The 21682-nt window shown below is 62.8% G+C and carries 19 protein-coding genes and 1 pseudogene; 2 read left to right on the top strand and 18 right to left on the bottom strand.

From position 1 onward, the window contains the following. Positions 1-122, top strand: a pseudogene (locus ACYVL5_RS11860) (IS1595 family transposase); the annotation flags it as partial. A gap of 92 nt (positions 123-214) precedes the next feature. On the opposite strand, the gene ACYVL5_RS11855 reads toward ACYVL5_RS11860, so the two are convergent. The 16 genes from ACYVL5_RS11855 to ACYVL5_RS11780 form a co-directional block, all read right to left on the bottom strand. Beyond that, on the bottom strand, positions 215-1636 hold the full coding sequence (locus ACYVL5_RS11855; RefSeq protein ID WP_460595785.1) for an O-antigen ligase family protein: 1422 nt from the start codon (positions 1634-1636) through the stop codon (positions 215-217). A 123-nt stretch (positions 1637-1759) separates the two neighbouring features. After that, positions 1760-2665, bottom strand: a complete 906-nt coding sequence (locus ACYVL5_RS11850; RefSeq protein ID WP_460595784.1) for a glycosyltransferase family 2 protein — start codon at positions 2663-2665, stop codon at positions 1760-1762. 8 nt (positions 2666-2673) lie between these two features. Beyond that, a complete protein-coding gene (locus tag ACYVL5_RS11845; protein ID WP_460595783.1) occupies positions 2674-3606 on the bottom strand; it encodes a GNAT family N-acetyltransferase in 933 nt (310 codons plus the stop codon). A 50-nt stretch (positions 3607-3656) separates the two neighbouring features. Next, positions 3657-4685 (bottom strand): glycosyltransferase family A protein, encoded by a 1029-nt coding sequence (locus ACYVL5_RS11840; RefSeq protein ID WP_460595782.1) that lies wholly within the window; start codon positions 4683-4685, stop codon positions 3657-3659. Positions 4686-4719: 34 nt separating this feature from the next. Then, entirely contained in the window at positions 4720-6585 is a 1866-nt protein-coding gene (gene asnB / locus ACYVL5_RS11835; protein ID WP_460595781.1) for an asparagine synthetase B family protein, read from the bottom strand. Positions 6586-6596: 11 nt separating this feature from the next. Further along, on the bottom strand, positions 6597-7472 hold the full coding sequence (locus tag ACYVL5_RS11830; RefSeq protein ID WP_460595780.1) for a glycosyltransferase family 2 protein: 876 nt from the start codon (positions 7470-7472) through the stop codon (positions 6597-6599). A gap of 17 nt (positions 7473-7489) precedes the next feature. Further along, positions 7490-8650 carry a glycosyltransferase family 4 protein gene (locus tag ACYVL5_RS11825; RefSeq protein WP_460595779.1) on the bottom strand — a complete coding sequence of 387 codons (1161 nt, stop codon included), beginning with the start codon at positions 8648-8650 and terminating at the stop codon, positions 7490-7492. Positions 8651-8664: 14 nt separating this feature from the next. Continuing rightward, on the bottom strand, positions 8665-9393 hold the full coding sequence (locus tag ACYVL5_RS11820) for a cellulose synthase operon protein YhjQ/BcsQ (protein WP_460595778.1): 729 nt from the start codon (positions 9391-9393) through the stop codon (positions 8665-8667). 63 nt (positions 9394-9456) lie between these two features. Next, complete coding sequence (locus ACYVL5_RS11815) at positions 9457-10653, bottom strand: AAA family ATPase (protein WP_460595777.1); 1197 nt, start codon at positions 10651-10653, stop codon at positions 9457-9459. Between the two features lie 4 nt (positions 10654-10657). Further along, complete coding sequence (locus tag ACYVL5_RS11810) at positions 10658-12085, bottom strand: GumC family protein (protein WP_460595776.1); 1428 nt, start codon at positions 12083-12085, stop codon at positions 10658-10660. 23 nt (positions 12086-12108) lie between these two features. Further along, on the bottom strand, positions 12109-12795 hold the full coding sequence (locus tag ACYVL5_RS11805) for a polysaccharide biosynthesis/export family protein (protein ID WP_460595775.1): 687 nt from the start codon (positions 12793-12795) through the stop codon (positions 12109-12111). A 51-nt stretch (positions 12796-12846) separates the two neighbouring features. Beyond that, positions 12847-13953: a DegT/DnrJ/EryC1/StrS family aminotransferase gene (locus tag ACYVL5_RS11800; protein WP_460595774.1), complete on the bottom strand. Its 1107-nt coding sequence runs from the start codon at positions 13951-13953 to the stop codon at positions 12847-12849. Beyond that, complete coding sequence (locus ACYVL5_RS11795; RefSeq protein ID WP_460595773.1) at positions 13916-14440, bottom strand: acyltransferase; 525 nt, start codon at positions 14438-14440, stop codon at positions 13916-13918. Before ACYVL5_RS11795 ends, ACYVL5_RS11800 begins: the two co-directional genes overlap by 38 nt. A 36-nt stretch (positions 14441-14476) precedes the next feature. Next, entirely contained in the window at positions 14477-15499 is a 1023-nt protein-coding gene (locus tag ACYVL5_RS11790) for a Gfo/Idh/MocA family protein (RefSeq protein WP_460595772.1), read from the bottom strand. A 26-nt stretch (positions 15500-15525) separates the two neighbouring features. Next, complete coding sequence (locus ACYVL5_RS11785; protein WP_460595771.1) at positions 15526-16659, bottom strand: sugar transferase; 1134 nt, start codon at positions 16657-16659, stop codon at positions 15526-15528. Positions 16660-16929: 270 nt separating this feature from the next. Continuing rightward, positions 16930-17652, bottom strand: a complete 723-nt coding sequence (locus ACYVL5_RS11780; RefSeq protein ID WP_460595770.1) for a Crp/Fnr family transcriptional regulator — start codon at positions 17650-17652, stop codon at positions 16930-16932. Between the two features lie 311 nt (positions 17653-17963). Between ACYVL5_RS11780 and ACYVL5_RS11775 the strand changes: the two genes are divergently transcribed. Then, complete coding sequence (locus tag ACYVL5_RS11775) at positions 17964-20111, top strand: thioredoxin domain-containing protein (RefSeq protein ID WP_460595769.1); 2148 nt, start codon at positions 17964-17966, stop codon at positions 20109-20111. A gap of 57 nt (positions 20112-20168) precedes the next feature. On the opposite strand, the gene ACYVL5_RS11770 is transcribed toward ACYVL5_RS11775, so the two are convergent. Together ACYVL5_RS11770 and ACYVL5_RS11765 are read right to left on the bottom strand one after the other, a co-directional pair. Continuing rightward, entirely contained in the window at positions 20169-21140 is a 972-nt protein-coding gene (locus tag ACYVL5_RS11770) for a pilus assembly protein TadG-related protein (RefSeq protein WP_460595768.1), read from the bottom strand. A gap of 31 nt (positions 21141-21171) precedes the next feature. Next, positions 21172-21660: a TadE/TadG family type IV pilus assembly protein gene (locus tag ACYVL5_RS11765; protein WP_460595767.1), complete on the bottom strand. Its 489-nt coding sequence runs from the start codon at positions 21658-21660 to the stop codon at positions 21172-21174. Positions 21661-21682: the final 22 nt, after the last annotated feature.

Raw genomic sequence — 21682 nt, 5'->3', positions numbered from 1 at the left:
ATCAGTACCGCTTTAACCGTCGTTTCGATCTTGCTGCTATGCTTCCCCGCCTCGCTGCTGCCGCTGCCCGGACTGGCAGCCGACCAGAGCGGTGGTTACGCCTAGCGGAAGATTGGCGCTAATCAGGAAATGGAATGGTGGACAGCCCTTCTGCCCACCATTACGGTTCCGAATTCCTCGCTACCTTCCCCCCCGAACAACTTCACCCTTACCTTCAAGGGGAGGGGCGCGGGGAGGATGGGGGGCCGTCGTCACTCCGGCAGGGGAGCGTACCTGCCGCCCTGCGGGCCGCCAGCGACCAGCCAACCGTCGCGGGAGCTTCTTCCCGGGCCCGGTAGTGGCAGGAGAAATCCATCGCCGCCAGCAGGAACATGAACCAGACCAGGTTCAGCCGGTTGAACATGGTCTCGCTCAGGTTGTAGAAAAGCGAGATGACGAACGCGGAGAAGAGCAAGAGTGCAAAGTTGTTGCCTTCCAGCACCTGGCGGCGAACCTTGCCGGCGGTGGCGACGATCACACAGAGAAGGAGGGCAAGTCCGATGAGTCCGCCGTTGAGATAGGTGTCGAGGTAACCGTTGTGGGCCTGGATGATGTTATGAAACTGTCCCATCATGGAGGGCTTCAGCCAGAAGCTGCTGTAACCGGTGCCGATCAGCGGATCGACCTGCTCACTCAAAAGCCCTTCCCAGATGTCGGTCCTGCCGGTGAAGGTGATGTCCTTGTCCACCGACTTGACCAGCAGGTCGGTGAAATCGGTCAAGAAGAAAAGGGTGGCCAGCGTGCACCCGCCGAGCAGGCTGTAGAGTCCCAGGTGCCGGATCTGGTTCCGGAAACACGAAAAACGCAAGAGGATCAGGATGGTGCTTCCGGCCGCCAGACAGAGGAGAGCGGTGGCACTCCGGGCGATCACAATCAGGTATCCGAGCAGGACCAAAAGAGTCGCCCTGACCAGCAGATCGACGATCTTCCCTTTCCGGATCTCATGAAGCATCAACTCCACGAATTCCCAGACCAGAAAGAGCCCGGAGATGGCCAGCACCACGCCGAGCTCGTTCTTGTCGGTGGTGATGGCAACGTAGAGGATATCCCCGGTCTGGGGATTGTAGGAGAGGCCGTACTCGGGGAAGTACAGGATCAGCAGCACGGAGAGCGGGATTGCGCAGCAGACGTAGCGGGAAAATACCGCCCGGAAAGCCCCCACCGGATCGGTCTCGGTGAAGAGAAGGAGGATCATGACCAGGTTGCCGAGGTCCTTCACCAGGCGCTTGAAGCTGACGAAAGGAAAGTCGGACCAGATGATGCTGACGCCGCAGTAGAAGAAGAAAAGAGCGAGCCACGGGTTTGCCGAGATCACCTTCCACCAGTTGATGGAACGGCGGTAGAGGGCGAAGGCTCCGAGGCAGATCAGGGAAAGGTAGATGTTGCGGTCAAGCGGGCTCCCCTCGATGTAACTGTCGAGGCTGTCCATGTTGGCTTCGGCCCCGAACCAGTAGCCGACCGACTTCGACCCGATCGCCACCACCCAGAGAAAAACCACCCACGTCCCCCACGACGGAACGGGACGGAGCTTGCGGTCTCTCCAGAAGACGATGAGGATGAAGACGAGGCAGGCTGCCAGGGCGGCGTAACTTTCCATAAAATTTGCCCCCCTACCCGCCCGGTCCGCTCACCTCGCGGACGGGACGAGCCGGACAAAGGGACCGGCACCTGACGGAGGCGGTCCCCTTACTCCCTCCCCTGCAACGGCGAGAGCGTTTACCTACTTGTAGACACGGAACGGGGTCAGCCGGAAGAAGGCCAGCAACAGGCCGGCGTGATCGCAGCATTTCACCAGGTAGCGCATGAAGTGGTGGTCACCGGCCAATCGCAGGAAGGGAAGGGAGCAGAGGTAGAGGGGGAGCGCGACCAGGGCCTTCATCACCCCGCTCCGCCTGAGTTCCGGGAACTTGTAGGAGATGTTCCCCCGATGGAGCGCCCTCCTGCAGATGTAGCTCCGCTTCAGCCGCCATTCCGGGACCATCTCGTAGACCTCGGCCTCGTTGCACCAGACGAAGTGCGCCCCCTTGTCGGTTTTCCTGCGGAAGAAGTCGACGTCCTCCCCCCCGGAGCCGAATTCGGCGCGGAAAGGGAGCTCCGGCCCCTGCAAGAGCTCGGCCCTCAGCAGGACGTTAGAAGTCCTCATGTCCAGCAGGGTGATCCAGAACCCGGTGGCATGGGTGGGGCGCTCGAAGAACTTCCCCTTCCTGAGCCAGCCGGGGGGATCGCTTTCAAAGTAGGGGATCACGGGACCGAGGACGCCGTCGGCACCGGTGACGGTGCAAAGGTGCAGCAGTTCCCTGAGCCAGGTTGGGGAGGGATACTCGTCATCGTCGATGAAGGCGATGAAATCGCCCCGGGCATTGGCGACCGCGCGGTTACGGGCCAGGGCGATGTTCCTTTCCGGCTCCACGCAGTAGAGGATCGGGATGTCCGGCCCGAGGGCGGCGGCGAAGTTCAATACGATGTCGCGGGCAGACTGGGCGGCGTCGTTGTCGGAGATCACGATCGAGTAGGTGAACTCGCCCCCCGTCTCCTGGCGCGCCAACTCCTCCAGCAGCCGAAGCAGGAGATCCGGCCGCTTGAAGGTGCAGACACAGACGCTTATGTGTTCCAATCCGCCTTTCATGACACTCCTCAGCCGATCGGGTATCCATCGACTCCGCACAGGTTGGCGGCCACCCCCACCAGGAGGCTCACCCGCTTCGACTCCATCCGGACCGCATTCCACCGGTTGCGGACCTCGACCGCCGCGTCGACCACCCGTTGCGGCAGCAGTTCCCTGATCTCCCGGTGCAGTTTCAGGTTGAGGGCCAGCCGGCCTCGCAGGTTGAGGGGGATGAAATATCTCGGCACCTCGACCGCCTTGAAGGCGTTATGCTTCTTGAACTCCCCCAGGCCGCGCCGGCTCCAGGTGCTGTAGTGCAGGTGCCGCACCCCCTTCTCGGCACAAAGCTCAACCGCCTTGGCCATCAGCGCGTTGGTGGGCGCCTTGTCGCGGTGGGCGATTTTGGAGATGATCTGCATCAGGTGGGAGACCCCTTCGTCGTGCACGAGCTTTATGAAGCCGATCAGTTCGCCGTCGAGGAAGGCGCCGATGAACTGGCTGCGGTCGAGGAAGCTACCGTGCTCGTTCCTTAGGGCCTCGATGCTCTTGAGGTAGTGGCGAAACGGTTTCCCCTGCCGCACGGGAGACTCGTCGTAGATCTCCTTGATGCCGCGGATGAGGTCGTCGTCAAACGGGATCAGCCGCACCTCGACCTTGGCCTTCTGGGAACGACGGATCATGTTCCTGGTCTTGTCGTTGATCTGTTTCTTCCACCACTCCTCGTAGCTGACGATCTCCAGGACGGCGACCTCGTCGTACTCGAGGTGGAAATCGTAGCGCGGAACGTTGTCGGGAATTCTCTGGACGAAGGTGAAAAGGTCGGCGCTCCCCGCCACCTTTCTCACCGCCTCCACGAACCGGTAGGGATCGTCCACCCATTCGTAGTACTCGGCCTCCAGCCGCGCAATGCGCGGAAACCGGCCGCTCACCGTGATCCCTATGCCATCGACCACCATACCCATCACGTCTCTCCTTGACGCCGGCATCCTTCAGCGCCGGCGCTTTCGCCCAGTCAGGCCGCGGGAAACGAAGACAAGGGACGGTCGCCGGCCACCTGCATCATGTAACGGTCGTACAGGATGAGTGCCGACTGCTTGGTCCCCCTGACCGCGGTGGCGATTCCCTTGGCTGTCTTGAATCCGAGGATGTCGATGAGAAATGAGAACTTCGGCCCGAGGTGGGGCGGACTGAGCGTGCCGCCGAGTTGACCGGCCAGCACGGCCAGCTCCTCTAACATTAATCGTTTCTCAGGATAGAAGTATATCAGATTGGTCTGCAGGTACCTCAAAGCCGCCGAACGCGCCCGGGCGCTGTCTTCCAGCCGGAGCAGGTAATCGACGAGAAGCCGGTAGGAGAGCAGCAGCGAACGGCAGGCCCGGTGGTTGATGAGTTTGCTGAGACTCCGCGCGTTGGCCTGGCGATAGAAGGAATAGGCGCCGGAGACGAACTTGACCCCACGGGAGGCGGCCACCAGCCGGCCGAAGTACTCGCCGTCGTCGTTCAGGGTGAGCCTCACGTCCCACGGTCCGACCGCCTCGGTGAGCCGGCGGCTCACCAGCCAGACGGCGGGGAAAAGGGAGTCGTCGTGGTTGAATTTCCTCAGATACCAGTCGACCGGCCGGAGGTCGTGCCAAAGCGAGTTGGCCTGCAGCCGGGCCTTCGAGGTCCGGTAAAAGAAGGTCCCGAAGCCGGAGCAGTAGAGCAGGGAGTCGTCTCCCTGGACGTGAAACTCGCGCAGCTGCCGCTCGATCTTGTCGGGGGCCAGCAGGTCGTCGGCATCGAGCCACTGGACGAAATCCCCCTGGGCGAGGCTCAGGGCGCGGTTGCGGGCCGCGCAGGCGCCGGTGTTCTCCTGGGTCACGATCTTGACGTTGGTCGACTGGAAATGGCTGGCGATCTCGCGGGTGGCGTCGGTTGAGCCGTCGTCGACGACGATGATCTCCTTCTTCGGCCAGCTCTGGTTCAGCGCCGAAGTGATCGTCTCTTCGATCCACTTTTCCGCGTTGAAGGCAGGTATCAATATCGACACCAGAGGTTCCATGGCGCCCCCGCAGGTGGCCGGAATCGGCGACCGCTCACCTTTTCATGAAAGTCCGGTGCCACATCTCGAAGGAGATGAGCAGGTAGAGGTGCCGGATGAACTCCTCCCTCCTCTCGGTGTGCATCTTAATCAGGCACCTCACGTAATCCGGGTCGAAGTAGCGGTGGATGGAGGAATCGGGGGCGAGGAGGCAGTCGTTTACGTAGTCGTTCAGGCCGCTTCGCAGCCACTCGTTGATCGGGTTGGTGAACCCCTTTTTCTTCCGGTAGACCATCTCCTTCGGGAGCCATTTCTCCACTGCCTTCTTGTGCAGGTATTTCCCCTGCAGGCCGTGGAGCTTCCAACCCGGCGGGAGGGATTCGACGAACTCCACCACCCGGTAATCGAGGAAGGGGACCCGGGTCTCCAGGGAGTTGGCCATGGCGGTCTTGTCGTTCACCATCAGGAGGTCGTCCGGGAGATTGGCGCGGGTGTCGATGTAGAGCATCTGGCTCAGCGGGTCGAGATCGCTCACCTCCTGCTGGAGGTGCCCAAGCGGCGAGTGCACCTCCCCGCTCTCGGTCCGCACCTGCTCCTTCACCCACTGCCGGAAGAGCTGCTCCCTCATTTCCCTGCTGAAGAACGAGTAGACCTTGGTGAAGCGCCCCATGACCTCGGGCTCATCGAGGGAGACCACTCCCCGCTTCATCCACTCGCTCCGCGGCAGGGCGAGGACCACCTTTTTAAGGAGCGCCCGGACCGCGACCGGAAGGCGCCGGTAGGAGGTGGAGAGCTTGACCCCGAGGTAGCGGCGGTACCCCGCCCACGGCTCGTCGGCCCCCTGCCCGGTCAGCGCCACTTTCACCTTCTGGCTGGTCAGGTAGCTCACGAAGTAGAAGGCGGCGGCGGTCTCATTTCCCACCGGTTCCTCCAGGTCCCAGAGGTAGTTGCGGTAGTAGTTCCGGTAGTCGGAAGGGGAGATGATCAGTTCCTCGTGGCAGGTCCCGAACCGCTCCGCCATCCGGCGGGCGTCGTCGGTCTCGTTGGTCTGCGCGCCCCCCTCGAATCCCAGGGTAAAGGTGCGGATGGCGGAAGGGATGTGCCGGGCCATCACGGCGAGGATGGTGCCGGAGTCGATCCCGGAACTGAGGAAGAGGCCGACCGGGACGTCGCTTCTCAGCTGGATGCGGATGGCGTCCTCGAGAAGCTGCTGGTACTGCTCGATGGCGTCGGGTTCCCGCAACCGCGTAATGATCCGCGGCCGCCAGGTCCAGAACCTCCGGACCGCGATGCCGTCCTTCCCCGCGCTCAAAAGGTGCCCCGGGGGGAGCTTGAGGATCCCCTTGAAGAGGGTCTTGGGAGACGGGACGTAGCGGTAGGTGAAGAGATCGCCGAGGCTCGCCAGGTCCACCTCGCGCGGGCACTCCCGGCTGCGGATTAGGGCCTTGATCTCGGAGGCGAAGAAGAGGGTCTTACCGGCGGTGAAGTAGTAGAGCGGCTTGATCCCGAGGTGGTCGCGGGCGAGCAGGAGGCGCTGAGACGAGGCGTCCCAGAGGGCGAAGGCGAACATGCCGTTGAAGCGGTCGAGGCATCCGTCCCCCCACTCCTCGTAGCCGTGGAGGATGACCTCGGTGTCGGAGGCGGTTTTGAAGCGGTGCCCCTTTTTCTCCAATGCCGACTTCAACTCAATGTAGTTGTAGATCTCTCCGTTGAAGACCACCTGGAGCCGGTCGTCCTCATTGGACATCGGCTGGGAGCCGGAACCGAGGTCGATGATGCTCAGCCTGCGGTGCCCGAGGCCGATGCCGGGGGCGAGGAACGCCCCCGCACCGTCCGGTCCGCGGTGGGCCATGCTGGCCATCATGCTCTCCAAAAGGCTCCGCTCCACGCCCCCGCCGTATATCCCGCAGATACCGCACATGGTTTACCTCTTCACCCCCAGAAGGCACCCCGTTTGAGCCTCTCGGCCAGCAGGGCGTTGTAGCGGGCAGCCTCGTCCCGGGTCACCAGGCGCTTCTCGGTGCCGGCCGCCGTGAGGTACCCCCACATCATCAGAATCCCGTGCAGAATCGGCGGCCACCCCACCAGCATCCTCTTCAGAGCCTTGAAGAGGAAAAGGTCGGCCCGGCCGCCGGTCAGATAGAAGATCCGCCCGTGCAGCATGCTGGTCTTGAGCTTCCCGATCCCGCTCCCCTCGCCCTTCAGGTGCTGGAAAGGGAGATCGGCAAAGTGGGCGGTCTTCCATCCCCTCGTCAGGGCCTTGATCTCGTCGACGGTGTCCCAGCCGAGGGTGGGGGAGAAGCCGCCGATCTCCTCGAAGCAGCGGCGGCGGATCATCTTGCTCGCCCCTGCCGCGTGGTAGGCCGGCATCCGGACCACCGACCACCCCGCCCCCTCCTTTTCCAGGTAGACGCCCGAGGCGATGCCGAGGGTCGGGTCGTCGAGGAAGCGGCCGACCAGCCTTTCGAAGTAGTCGGCGGAGAGCCTCAGGTCGCCGTCCAGCTTGACGATGAAGTCGTAGTCGAGGGAGGCGACCCGCTGGGCGCCCCGGTTGAAGGCGGCCACCACCGGCGGCCCGGGAAAGCGCGTCGCGTTGTTTTTCACCAGCACCAGCTCGATCCAGTCGTGGCGGGCGGCGTAGCGCCGGACCACGTTGGCGGTCTCGTCGCGTGACCCGTCATCGACGATGACCCAGCGGGCGGGTTTCAGGGTCTGCCGGCAGACCGACTCTAGGGTCTCCACGACGTAGCTTGCCTCGTCCTTCACCGGGGTAACCACCACGTAGCGGGGAGATTGCTCGCGTTCCATCGTTGCCTCTTTGAAGGTCAGGCGATCAGGCGTTCCACCAGGTCGAGGTAGAGGTGCTCGTTCTTGCTCCAGTCGAACTCCTGGACAAAACGCGCCGCGTTGGTGACGTAGCCCTCCCGGAGCCCACGGTCCGAAACCAGCTCCAGGATGCCGACGGCCAGCGCCTCGGCGTCATCACAGTCGAAAAAGCGGAGGACCGATTCGTTGAAGTAGTAGGCGTGCACCCGGGTGCGCGAGGCGATCACCGGGATCCCGACCGCCATGAACTCGAGGATCTTGGTGCTGAAGGCATCCCCGCTGAAGCCGTCGTTTCTCTTGGGCTCCACCCCGAGGTCGGCGCTCGCCATGATGCGGGTCATCTCCTCGCTGGAGACCAGGCCGTGGATCATCACCCGCCCGGCGAGCCCCAGCCCGGCCACGAGCCTCACCAGCGCCTCCCGCTCGGTGCCATCGCCGTAGATGTGGAGGCGTGCCTGGGGGAGCCGGTCGGCCAGAAGCCCCATGGCGCGGATGGCGACGTCGCCCCCCTGGTGCCAGCTCAGGGTGCCGGGGTACAGGAGGGTGATCTCCTTGCCGTCGCCCGGGATCGGCCTGGTGTGGAACCAGCGGGCGTTGGGATAGTTCATGATCACCGAGCACTTCTCCTTGGTGAGCGAGCGGGAGAGCAGGGTCTGGTGCCAGATGTGGTTGGCGACGATGACGTGGTCGGCGAAGGCGCCGGAAGCCCTCTCCACCTTGACCAGCATCTTGAAGACCAGGGACTCCTGGCTCACCTTGAACTTGGTCGCGTAGAGTTCCGGCACGATGTCGTGGATGTCGAGGATCACCTTGGCCCCGGTCAGCTTCGGCACCACGGCGGCGAACACCTCGAAGTCCGGAATCGAATGAACGTGGACGAGGTCGAAGGGATCGGCGAGCTGTTCCTTGGCCAAAAAAGCGGCGGAGCGGACCAGGAAGAGGAGCAGCTTGTAGAGGTAGCTGAGGCTCGCCCGCTCGTTGATCACCCGCTGCTGGATCCGGTGGACGGTCACCCCGTCGACGACCTCCCGCCCGGGCTGCCCCTTCCTCCTCAGGGCGACCACGTCGACTCGGTCCCCCCTCTTGGCCAGGGTGTGGGCGTACCTCTTCACCCGGTTGTCCAGCTCGTAGTAGGTATAGGCCACCATGCAGACGCGCATCCGGGGCTCCGGGATCAGAAGAGTTTGAAGAGAAAGCGGGGGATGTGGTACTTTCGCTTGTTGAGCACCACGCCGAGCACGGTCCCGCCGTTGTCGTTGATCCGCTTGATGATGTTCTTCACCCGCTGCCGCCTGCTCTTCTCCGCCTCCAGGACCAGCACCACGCCGTCGGTGTTGCGGGAAAGGGCGATGCTCTCGTTGGGGCTCAGGTCCGAGGAGGCGTCGATGAGGATCAGGTCGAAACGCTCCTTGAGCTTCTTCCAAAGCCGTGCGGTCGCCTCCAGGTCCCGAAAGGGGGTCACCAGGGAGGCCTGGAAGGAGATGGGGGCGAAGAAGAGGTTGGAATCGCCGAAACGGAAGAGCGCCTTGTCGAGCTGCTCCCCCTTCTCGAGGAGGTCGATCCAGCCGTACTCGCAGGTGATGTTGAAGTTGATCTTCTTGGCCCGGTCCTGGCAGGCCGAGTCGAGCACCAGCACCGACTTGCCGTGCTGCTCCACTGCGGTCTTGGCGAACTCCCGGACGATGGTGGAGACCCCCTCGCCCCGGTGGGCGCCCATGAACTGGATCAGCTTATGGCCGTTGCCGGGAAGGAGGAAGTCGACCTGGTGGTGCAGCCAGGCCATCTCGTCGTGCAGCGCCAGGGCCTTGGTCCCCTGGGGGGGAATGGTGGCCAGCTGCTTGGTGGCCGCCGTGCTGCTTTTTTCGCGGCAGGCCTGTTCCAGTGCCTCGTAGATGTTGCCCATGAGCCACACTCCCTTGTTAGCGTCCGAGGCGGTGCCGCCCATCCGGGACCGGGCGTTCGGAGCTCACTTCTTCTTCGCCACGGGGAAGACGATCCTCCTCCCCTCGATGATCAGGTTCTCGTCGTCGATGTGCGGATTGGCGTTCTTTACCAGCCTGATCAGCCTCCCGTTCACGCGGCCGTACACCTCCGCGATCAGCTTGGCGAGCGTATCCCCCCGCTCTACCACCCTCTCCACGTAACCGGTCTCCTGGGCCGGGACTCCCGGCTCCGGTGCGGTCGCCGGGGGGGGCGCAGGGGAGGGAACGGTTCTTTTCACCGGTTGGGTGGCGAGCGCCTCGCCGCGTCCCTTGAGCTTGAGGATGACTCCCCTCTCCCGGTAGGCGAAGATGCCCCCCACGATAAGGACGAGGAGGAGCAGGGCCACGGTCCAGCGCTGGTAGAAGGGGCGCTGGAGCCCGAAGTCCCGGGTGATCTCCTTGACCACCCGGAGCCCGACCTTGCGGTCGCCGTAGCCAAAGGCGGTGATCAGGCTGTTGTCGCAAAGGACGTTGATCACCCGGGGGATCCCCTTGGCGCAGCGGACGATCTCTCTCAGTGCATAGTTGGTGAAGATGGGGGCGGCGTCCTTCTCGGCTGCCCTCTCCAGCCGGTGCTGGATGTAGGTGAGCCCCTCTTCCCGGGTCAGCGGGGAGATGATGGCCTTCACCGCGACCCGCTGCTTGAGCTGCTTGAGCTCCTCCAGGTTGAGGGTCTTCTCGAACTCCGGCTGGGCGGAAAAGACGATCTGGATCAGCTTCTCCGTCGAGGTCTCCAGGTTGGAGAGCATGCGCAGGTTCTCCAGGGTGTCGACCGGCATGTTCTGGGCCTCGTCGATCAGCAGCAGGACGTTTCTCCCCTGGCGGTACTCCATGATCAGCGCCTGGTGGAGCTGGTTCACCATCTCGTAGATGTCGTCGGACTCCGGGATGATTCCCAGCTCCTTGAACATGAACTTGAGGAGGTTTTCGTAGCTTATGTTGGCGTTGAAGAGGTAGATGGTGACGAGCTTCTCCTTCTCCGCCTTTTCCAGGTAGGCCCTGAGGATGGTGGTCTTGCCGACCCCCACGGCCCCCACGATGAGGACGAACCCCTTCTTTTTCTCCACCCCGTAGATGATGGAGGCGAGCGCCTCCTTGTGCCCCGGACTCAGGAACAGGAAGGACGGGTCGGGGGTGATCTGGAACGGCTCTTTGTTCAGGTTGAAGAAGTTGAGATACATGGCGCTACCCCTCTTTGCTGGACACCGTGAGCAGGACTGGTAACTCCAGATACTTCTCCACCGACTCCGGATCGGAGAAGGTCTGGCGGATGTTCTCCAACAGGAAGGCGCTTCCCAGCCCGAAACCCATGCCGAGCAGCATGCTGAGCAGGATGTTGAGCTTCTTCTTGGGCTTGATCGGCTTGACCGGAGGGGTGGCCGATTCGATGACGCTGATGTTGGAAAGCCGGTGCCGGTTCATGGCGTCGGCGATGCGCGCCTCCTCGTGCCGGTCCGCGTAGGTCTTGTAGTTCTTCTCGTTGATGGCCACGTCCCGCTTCAGGTTCTGGATGGTGGTCTCGCTGGCGTCGAGTGCCGCCACGTCCTTCTCGATCTGGCCAAGCTGCGCCTTGAGCGCCTCGGCCTTGGCCATCTGCGAGTTGTAGTCCGCCTCAGCCCTAAAGAGGTCCATCTCCATGTTCTGGTAGACGGGGTTGGCGGTCTTCACCTTCCCCACGATCCCCTCCTCCTGCTCGCGGAGGAACTGGTGGACCATCTCCACCTCCCTCCTCGCATCGACCACCAGGCGGTTGGAGTCGGTGTACTTGCGGCGCAGCTCCTGCTCTTTGAGCTGAAGTTCCAGAAGGCGGGCTTTGGCGTCCACGATGATCTTGTCCCGGTCGGTCTGGGTGTAGCGGGAGTTGTTGGCCGCGATGTACTTCATCTGCGACTTGAGCGAGGCGATCTTCTTCTCGATCTCCTTCACGTTGTCGATGGCGATCTTGTAGGCGGAGTCGAAGTCGCTGCGCTGTCTCAGCAGGAGGCTGCGCTGCTCGTCCAGCGAGAAGGCGTTGTACTTTTGCTGGTAGCTCTGGAGGTTATTCTCCGACTGTTTCAGCTTGGCCTCGAAGGAGGCGAGCTGGGAGCTGATGAAGGAGGACTGCGGGTCCGAATGAAGCGAGAGGTGCTTGTCCTTGAAGGCCTCCACGAGGAGGTTCACCACCCTGGCCGCGATCTCGGGGTTTTGATGCTGGAAGGAGACCGTGATGACGTTGGACTTTCTCACCCCGATCACCTTGAGGGCCTTGCCGAAGCGCTGGACGGCCTGCTCCCAGGCCAGCCGCTTGTTGGGCTGCACGTCGAGATCCGGGTAGACGTTGGCGAGCCGGATGGCGTTGATCACCTTCTGGGCCAGTTCGGAGCCGGTCAGGATCTGGATCTCGGTGTTGATCAACTCGTCCTGGCTCAGGTTGAGCGACAAGGAGGAGTCCGCCGCCATCCCCGGCCGCGAGCTGTCGTCCTTGGCGAGCTTCACCAGCATGCTCGCCTTGGCCTCGTAGACCGGCTTTTGCAGCAGCGTGCAACTGGTCACCGTGGCGACCATGGTGAAGAAGATGGCGAGGATCTTCCCCTTGTGCTTGAAGATGACCGTCAGCGCTTGCAGAAGAGTCATGGCGTCCTTACCTGGCGACGGTGTCAGTTGACCGTGTAGCCCAGGCCGATCGGTACCGGAACGTTCTTCCTGATGTACTGGTCCACCCAGACGTTGATGTTGGAAATGGCGGAACGGGGGACGTAGACGATGTCGTTGGGCCTAAGGAGCATGTCCTGCCCGACGTCATGGCCGGTCAGGGCATCGTCGAGGTTCACGGCGATCACGCTGATCTTGCTGTCATCGCCCCGCCGCAGGACGATCACCTCGCCGCTGCGGGCCGACTCCTTCATGCCACCCGCCTGGGCGATCGACTGCAGCACGGTGGTCGGTCCCACCAGTTGGACAAGCCCCGCCCGGTTGACCTCCCCATCGACGTAGACCCGGTCGCCGACCGAGACCCGAACGATGACGGCGATCTTGGGGTTGGAGAGCTCGCCGGAGTAGGCGCGGGTCAGCGAGGCGGTAAGCTCGGAGGGGGTGAGCCCCGCCGCCACGATTTCGTTGATGAGCTGCAGCGTGATCCGGCCGTCCGAGCGGACCACCAGCTGCTCGTTCAACTCGGGGTTGTAGAAGAACTTGACCTCGAGCTGGTCCCCGGGCTGAATCCGGTACTCCCTGGCCGGGTAGGAGGGGACCTTCCAGGTGCCGGCTTTACCTGTCACCGTGGTCGAGCAGGCCGCGGTCATCAGCACGACGCTTACCACCAAGAGGATCTGCAGGACTCTCATGGCCACCTCCCGCACCGCTGAACTTTGCCGCCGGAGCGGCTCTCGCCCCGGCTATCCTTCCGCCGTCAACTCCTTCAACTGCTCCGCCACGTAGCCGATCTGCTCCCCGGTCAACTCCGGGAACATCGGCAGGGAGAGGAGCTCCTCCGCGCAGCGCTCGGTCACCGGGTAGCGCCCCTTCTCCCCGCGGAACGCGTAGGCGTCCTGGAGATGGATCGGGACGGGGTAATGGACCCCGCAGGAGATCCCCTTGGCCGCCATCGCACTCATAAGGAGCACCCTTTTGGGGACCCTGACCGCGTAGATATGGTAGACATGACGGCCGTACGGCATCTCGACCGGGGTGGTTAGCGGGGAGACCCCGCCCAGCAGCCGCTCGTACTCCGCCGCGTGGGCTCTCCTCGCCTCGTTCCAGGCGTCCAGGTACTTGAGCTTGGTGCTGAGCACCGCCCCTTGGATGCCGTCCATCCTGCCGTTGATGCCGATCATCCGGTGGTAGTACTTCCTGGCTTGGCCGTGGTCACGCCGCATCCTGATCTGTTCCGCCAGCTCCGGGCTGGAGGTCACCACGCAGCCCGCCTCACCGTACGCGCCAAGGTTCTTGCCGGGATAGAAGCTGAAGCACCCTGCCACTCCCAGGGAACCGGCCCGCCTCCCCTTGTAGGTGGCACCGTGGGCCTGGCAGGCGTCCTCCACCACCGCGATGCCGTGGCGGTTCGCGATCTCCAGGATGGGGTCCATGTCTGCCATTTGCCCGAACAGGTGCACCGGAATGATTACCTTGGTGCGAGAGGTGATGGCGGCCTCTAGGGAGGCTGCATCCATGGTGTAGCTCTCCTCGTCTACGTCGACGAAGACCGGTTCGGCGCCGCAAAGGGAAATGGCCTCGGCGGTGGCGATGAAACTGTTGGGAGCCGTGATTACCTCGTCCCCCGCCTTTACCCCCATTCCGAGGAGGGCGAGCCAGAGCGCCTCGGTGCCGCTCCCCACCCCCACCGCACAGCAGCAGCCGCAGTAATGGGCGAACTCCGTTTCGAATCTCTCGACGAAGGGCCCCCCCGAAAAGGAACAGCTTGAAAGGACCTCGCGGATCGACTGGTCGACTTCGCAGCCGATGGCGTCATACTGTGCCTTGAGGTTGAGAAATGGTACGTTCATCACGGCTCTCCTTGTCGATGGTCCTCAGGATACGGGCCGGGTTTCCCGCGACCACGCAGTACGGTGGTACGTCCTTGGTCACCACGCTGCCGGCCCCGACGATGGCCCCCTCGCCGATGGTGATGCCGCAAAGGAGGGTGGCGCTGGAGCCGATGGAAGCCCCTTCTTTCACCAGCGTCTTCCCGACCCGCCAGTCGCTCTCGGTCTGGAGGGTCCCGTCGGCAGTGGTGGCCCTCGGGTAGATGTCGTTTATGAAGGTGACGTTGTGGCCGATGAAGACGTTGTCCTCGATCTCGACCCCTTCGCAGATGAAGGTGTGGCTGGAGATCTTGCAGTTGCGCCCGATGCGGGCGTTTTTCTGCACCTCCACGAAGGCGCCGATCTTGGTGTTGTCCCCGATGCTGCAGCCGTAGAGATTGATGAAGGTGGCAAGCCTGACGTTTTCCCCGAGCCTGACGTCGCCGGTTATGGAAAGGTAGCATTCCATGAAGAGATCCTCCGGTAGGGCACCTAGGTAGGGCACCTAGATCCGCACCAGTGCGCCCCCCTGCTTGAGGGATTGTACGATGGCCTCCAGCATGCGGACCACCCGCAGCCCTGCTCTCCCGTCGTTTTTCGGGGTGAGGTTCTTCTCGAGGCAATCGACGAAGTAGGCAGCCTCCCCCTTGAGCGCTTCCACCTGGTTCACCTTGGGAGCCCACATGTCCCCGCTGCGGTAGCTCACCCGCCGCCCGTGGGCCGCCTCCAGGCTCTCCTGCTGGAATCCCTCAAGCCCCTCCACCCCCTTGTCGTAGACCCGGATCTTCTCATCGCTCACCAGGTCGTTCCAGACCAGCATCTTCTTCTGGCCGCCGATCAAGGTGGTGCGAATCTTGACGGGCGAGAGCCAGTTGACGTTCAAGTGGGCGATGACGTTGTCCGGGAAGTAGACGGTGATGTAGGCGACATCCTCCAGGTCGTTGTGGAAGTGCGCCACCCCGGTGGCCATCACCGCGACCGGGTCCTTGGCGATCAGGTGATCCATGATCGAGAGGTCGTGGGGGGCGAGGTCCCAGACCACGTTGACGTCTTTTTGGAAGAGGCCGAGGTTGACCCGGATGGAGTCGAAGTAGTATAGGTCCCCCAGCACCCCCTCGTCGATCAGCTCCTTCATCTTCTGCACGGCCCCGGTGAAGAGGAAGGTGTGGTCGACCATGATCTTCAGCCCCCTGCGGTCGGCGAGCTCGATCAGGGCCTGGGCCTGGGGGGAAGAGGCGGTGAACGGCTTCTCGATGAAGACATGTTTGCCGTTGTCGAGGGCCTCCATGGCCATCTCGAAGTGGGTGGAGACCGGGGTGACGATGGCCACCGCGTCCACGTCCGGGGCCTTGAGAACCTCCCGGTAGTTCTTCACCATCCTGCTTTCCGGGTGCCTTTGGGAGGCGCGCCTGAGGGCGCCCTCGTCGCTGTCACCGACCGCCACCACCCGTGCCCCCGGCGTCTCGTGGAAATTTCTCGCCACGTTGGGTCCCCAGTAGCCGTAACCGATCACCCCGATGTTGATCATGGTCGTACCCCTTTTTGCGCGGAAGCCTAGTAGGCCCCCTTGGCCTTGAGCATGGCGGCTGGGGTCCGCAGGATGATCTTGAGATCCAGCCGGATACTCCAACCGTGCAGATACCTCAGGTCCAGCCTCACCATCTCCTCGAAGGTCGTGCTGCTCCTCCCGGTGACCTGCCAAAGCCCGGTGATGCCCGGCTTCTTCCCCATCAGACGGTTACGCTGCCACCCCTGGTAGTGCTCGACCTCGTAGCGGATGGGAGGGCGCGGCCCAACCAGCGACATGTCCCCCTTGAGCACGTTGAAGAACTGCGGCAGCTCGTCCAGGCTGTACTTCCTGAGATACCTCCCTACCGGGGTAACCCGCGGGTCGGAACGGATCTTGAAGACCCCGTCGGCTCCGGGGTTTATACCCCTGATGAGCTGCTTCACGTACTCGCGGTGGATGACGTCGTCGTTGTCCAGGTACATGGAGCGAAACTTCAGCATCTTGAACTTGCGGCCGTTGCGCCCGATGCGCTCCTGGGTGAAGAAGACCGGCCCCTTGGAGCCTAGCTTGATGAGCACCGGCAGGAGGGTCATGAGGGGAGAGAAGAGGATGAGGCCCACGATGCTTCCCAGGATGTCGATGGAGCGCTTGACCAGGTCGCCGCCGCTCCAGTGCCGATCGATCAGCTCGGGGTAGAAGGTTATGTCGATGTCCCCCCCGCCCGGCCCCGGGTAGATGCGGAAGCTGATGACGACCCGGTTGGCGAGGTCCGCCGAGAGCAGTGAGGCGAGGCTCTCCCGAGTCTTGTTGGTGACGATCCTTTTGGCGGCTTCCACCTTTTCCGGCTCAATCTCGGTGAGGATCACCCCGACCAGGGCTCCCTCCTTGAGGACACCACAGATGTCCGTCCCCCTGAGCACGGTGTGGACGCCGTCTCCGAGGGTGTCGGTAACGTGCCCCTCCCCTTCCACGAGGGCCAGCCGCTCCGCATCCAGCACCATGACCAGGAGGGGGCGTTGTGACCTCTCCGCCCTCCTCCTTTCCTGGATCAATCGCTCCCGGAAGAGCTGGACCGGATAAAGCCCGTGCTCCAGCGCTCCCGGCCCCGCCGACAGGCGGCGTCTGTGGCGGGCCAGCTTCCGTAACCACGAACTATTTTTCCAAACGCTACGCGTCATCACGTGCCTCATCGAATCCGGGCTGAGAAAAAACAGTTCCCCTCCCCGCTCGTGTGGGCGGGTTCGCCGGCGGCTCCTCGGGGAGCCAATCTGGGTACGCTGAGAAAAGGAGAGATAGATCGAACTAACTGTTGGTCGGATGTTTGGAATCTTCATGAAAAACGGAGCACCGATAACATTAATACGATCTAATTTATAAACAAAGTATAACTTTCGGATCGGGAGTGTCAAGGCGATGCCGGTGGGGGCGGCGAGCAAAAACGACGGGTTTCAAAGCAGTTGGAGCTTCTCCTGGAAGGCGGGCTTCAAAAGGATGGTGCGGTTCTCGAGCATCTCCAGGTCCCCCTCTTCCGACATCCGGTGGAGCAGGCGGGTGACGGTCTCACGCGATACCGAGGTGTAGCCGGCGAGTTCTTTGTGGGTGAGACGCAGGGCAATGACAATGCCGCGGTCATCGCGCACGCCGTGCAGCAGGCTCAGGTGATTTAGAATCGAGCGAAGACGCATCTCGGCGTCCGGGAGGGCGATGGCCTTGAGCACCAGCTGGGCCTCGCGCAGCCGGCGGCAGAGTATGGCGACCAGTTGGAGGAGAACCTTGTCGTTGTTGAGGAGAAAGCTGTCGAAGTTGGCCTTGGAGAGGAGGCCGATCTCGGCATCCTCCATGGCGATCACGGTGGCGGGAGCGGTCTGGGCATCGAGCAGCGCCATTTCGCCGAAGATGTCCCCCCGCTTGTGGACGGCGAGGATCCGCTCGCTGCCGTCGCTGCCAACATGCACCACGCGAACCTTGCCGCTGAAAACGATGTACATGTAGTGGGCGGTGTCCTCCTCCATCAAGACCACCTGGTTCTTGTGGAAGCGCTTCTCCACGATCCTCCGCTGCACCTCGTGAAACTCCTCCTGATCGAGACTGGAGAAGATAGGGATGGCGCGCAGCAGGCGGGCGTGGCCGTGCTCTTCCCGCAGGTGATGGACTCTCGCTGATACAGACACGGAGGCTCCTCCCGATTCTCGACAAATGCAGATTGGAATTTTCAAATCATTATACCCGCTGGCTCGCAATGGCAACACCACCCGCGCTGCAGAATCCCACCTTCCCGGTCTCTCCGGCCGACCACCGACCGCCCTGACGGAGCCTCTCCTTGGCTGTTATAATAAGGCATCCGGCGAGCAAAACGCCGTCCGGGTACCGCCACCACCGGCCTCTTCCAGGAGAACATATGGCAAGCCCCCTCGCAGAACGTTATCCGGACCTCCCCGGCACCTCTCAGCTTCCACAGCCACCGCGATCCGCCTTTGAGGAGATGCGCATTCAACGCGGAGAGCGCTATCTGCCGCGCACCCGTCACCTCGCCGGCGACGGATGGGCCAGGTACACGAACCGGCTGTTCCTGGAGAGCAGCCCCTATTTGCTTCAGCACGCCCACAACCCGGTCAACTGGTTCCCGTGGGGGGACGAGGCATTCGAACTTGCCCGGACCCTCCAAAGACCGGTACTGGTCAGCATCGGCTACGCCACCTGCCACTGGTGTCACGTCATGGAGGAGGAATCCTTCGAGAACGAGGAGATCGCCCGCCTCCTCAACGAGAACTACATCGCCATCAAGGTCGACCGTGAAGAGCGCCCCGACATCGACTCCGTCTACATGACCGCCGTCCACGCCATGGGAGCCCAGGGGGGGTGGCCGCTGAACGTTTTCCTCACCCCCGACCGCCGCCCCTTCTACGGCGGCACCTACTTCCCCCCCTTCAACAACAACCGCGGCATCGGGTTTCAGTCGCTGCTGATGCGGCTGCGGGAGGCGTACCACGCCGACCCCGGCCGCATCACGCAGGCGGCCTTCCAGGTCAGCGCCGCGGTGCGCGGCATGCTCACCCCCGCCACCGGAGGGGGGAGCGAGACTGTTTCCCTTCACCGCGCGGTGGATCCCTACCGCGAGCGGTTCGACGCGGTCAACGGCGGCATCGCCGGGGCGCCGAAGTTCCCCAGTTCCCTCCCCCTCCGCCTCCTGATGAGGGCCTACCACGACCAAGGTGACACCGAACTGTTGCAGATGATCTGGCTCTCCCTGCAGCGTATGGCCGCGGGTGGCATTCATGACCAAGTGGGAGGGGGGTTCCATCGCTACGCGACCGACGAGCGTTGGCTGATCCCGCACTTCGAGAAGATGCTGTACGACAACGCCCTTTTGGCTATCACCTATCTGGAGGGGTACCAGCTGCTGGGCGAACCGGAACTGGCCGAGGTGGCACGGGACATCCTTCGCTACCTCAGGCGGGATATGGCCGCCCCGGGAGGCGCCTTTTTTGCCGCTACCGACGCCGACAGCCTGGCGGAGAACGGACGGGGGGAGGAAGGTTTCTTCTTCACCTGGACGCCCGAGGAACTGGCCGCTGTCTTGGGGGGGGAGAGGAGCAGGGTGGTCGCACTTTACTACGGGGTGGGGGCAGAGGGGAACTTCAAGGGGCGCAGCATCTTGCACCGTGCGAGAATGGCTGCCGAGGTGGCCTGGGAGACAGGGCTCTCGCAGGAACAGACCCGGAAGATCCTAAAGGAGTCGAGGGATCTTCTCTACCAGGCGCGCAACCGCCGCCCGCGGCCTTTAAGGGACGAGAAGATCCTCTGCTCATGGAACGGGCTTGTCATCTCCGCCTTCGCCAGGGGAGGTCTCGTTCTGGACGACCCGGAGGCGGTGGAGCAGGCGCGGCGGGCGGCCGACTTCCTCCTTACCGAGATGATGCCGGAGGGAATGCTCGCCCACAGCCACCAGGGGGGGACCCCCAAGGGTGAGGCCTTTCTGGACGACTATGCCTTCCTGATCGCCGGCCTGATCGACCTGTTCGAGGTCTGCGGCGAGGAACGCTGGCTGCGGCAGGCGCTGGAGTTGACGGCCGAGGTGCGGAGCCAATTCGAAGACCGCGACCAGGGAGGCTTCTTCCTGACCGGGCCCCGCCATGAGACCCTTATCGCCAGCGAGAAGCCAGCCTTTGACGGTGTCATCCCCTCGGGGAACTCGGTGATGATCATGAACCTCCTGAGGCTCGGAGAGCTGACCGGGGACCGGGCCTTTCGCGAGGTGGCGGTGCAGGCGGCTCAATTTTTCGCCTCCCAGCTTTCCGTCGCACCGGCCGCACGCTCGGAAATGTTGATCGACCTTGACCTGATGGACAGCCAGCCCGTCGAAGTGGTCATTGTTACCCCCGCCGGGAATCCCGAAGCCGCCAAACCGCTGATCGACAAACTGAGATCGGTTTTTCTCCCCAACCGGAGCTTGGTGGTAATCGAAGAGGGAGAGCCACTCCTTGGGGCAGCCCGGCTGGTGCCGCTGCTCGATGGGAAATCAGCCGGTGACCGGGGGATGGCGTACGTCTGCGAAAACCGGAGTTGCCGGCTGCCCAGCGGTGACCCAGGGGAATTCGCAGGCGAACTGGGCCGGGTGACGGGGCGCTAAGCCCCTTCGCCTGCTGAAGTAACTGGTCTTACGAAAGGAGCAAGGGGAAGGCATCGCCTACTTCGCCAACTGCACGGGAAAAAGCCGCCCGGAGATGTTCGAACCGGAGCTGTCCGGCTTCAGCTCTACCTCGACAAAATCGACCACGGTGGCGCTGCCACTAGGTAGGGGGCACTCGACGTACGGCATCCGGAATCGGGTTTTGCCAGCCGCGATGAGGTTGGCGACCTCAAGATATACGCTGTTCATCTGGCCGCTGGCCCCGACCGCGATGGTGTCGCCCTGTTTAACCGTTGGGATCGGCTCCGCCTGGGGATCGGCGGGGTTTTCAAGGTACTGGATGTAGCTTCTTAACAGGTTCGCGTTCGTGTTGGTTCCGCTGAGGCTCGTCCAGACACCGGCCGGGGTCGTCCCCTGCGCAGCCAAAGAACCCCTGTAAGGAAAGGCACCGGTGAGGGTGACGTTGGTCGGGCCGCCAACGTTGACGGCTTGGTCCCTAAGGCACCCGCTGATGGCGAGGGGAAAGATCTGTCTAGGCTGAGAGAGGGCGGCAATCGATGAAGCCTGAGGCTCGAACCCCTTCCACCCGACCACCTTAGCGAACATGGCTGGTACGGGACCGTTTGAATTGGTTGAGCTCTTCCTGATGGTCACCTGCACCGCCAACACCGCACCGGGTGGCGGCACTTGCGTGCGGGGTGTGAATTGGGAGGTCGAATAATTCCAATAGCCGCCAACTACTGCGTCAGCGGAGACCAAGCTTTTGCCATCCGCCCTGTTTGCCGGAACGAAATTAGACGCTTCGCCCTCGACAGCACTCCAATTGGTACTGTTTTGATAAAGGGGATAGACCCTTGCGACGCCAGCCAGGGCGGCGGCATCGGCGGCGTTTTGCAGCTCCGCCTTCGCTACGTACCCTCTCCCGACGTCGATCGCCAAAGCCGCCATAATGAAGAGCAGGAGGAACAATCCCCCCGCCAGCATGATAAGGATAAACCCTCGCTGATCATCTCTCCTGCCGCCGCCCATTCGGTCCCCCTGCCTGCACTATCGCCCCCACCTAATCGTACCTCATCACTGCCTGGCCTGAGATGGAGAGTTGGTTACTCCCTTGCGGCTGCCCGTTGATCAGCATGGCAAGCATTGCGTTTAGCGGGGTGATCATCGGGAACTGACCATAATTGACCGTCACTGTCACCTGGTTCCCCGGCTGTGCAGCCCCAGTCACGCTCCGCCCGCCGGCATTGGCCAGGGAAATCTGGTAGGTGATGGACGGTGGGACGGTGCCGTCACTGTTCTGCAATGGCGCCAGCGCACCCGCCACCGCGACGGCGGTGGTGGAACTCCCCGAACCGACGGCAGTGGAACTTTGCGGGAGCAGTCCCGGTGTCAGCACCGCCGTCCTGGCTCCGGCGCGTGCCGCATTGACCAGGGTATTCCTAGCATGCATGACCCTCCCATAGTCCACCACGCCAAAGAGAAACGCGAGCAGCACCGGCAGTATCAACGCCAGTTCGATTACAGTAGCCTGTCCACTTTCATTTCTCATCCCCTTCCTCCCTCACCATAGC

The organism is Geomonas sp. Red276 (assembly GCF_054784495.1).
The sequence above is the reverse complement of the archived record's forward strand: the minus strand, read 5'-3'. Positions and strand labels throughout refer to the sequence as shown.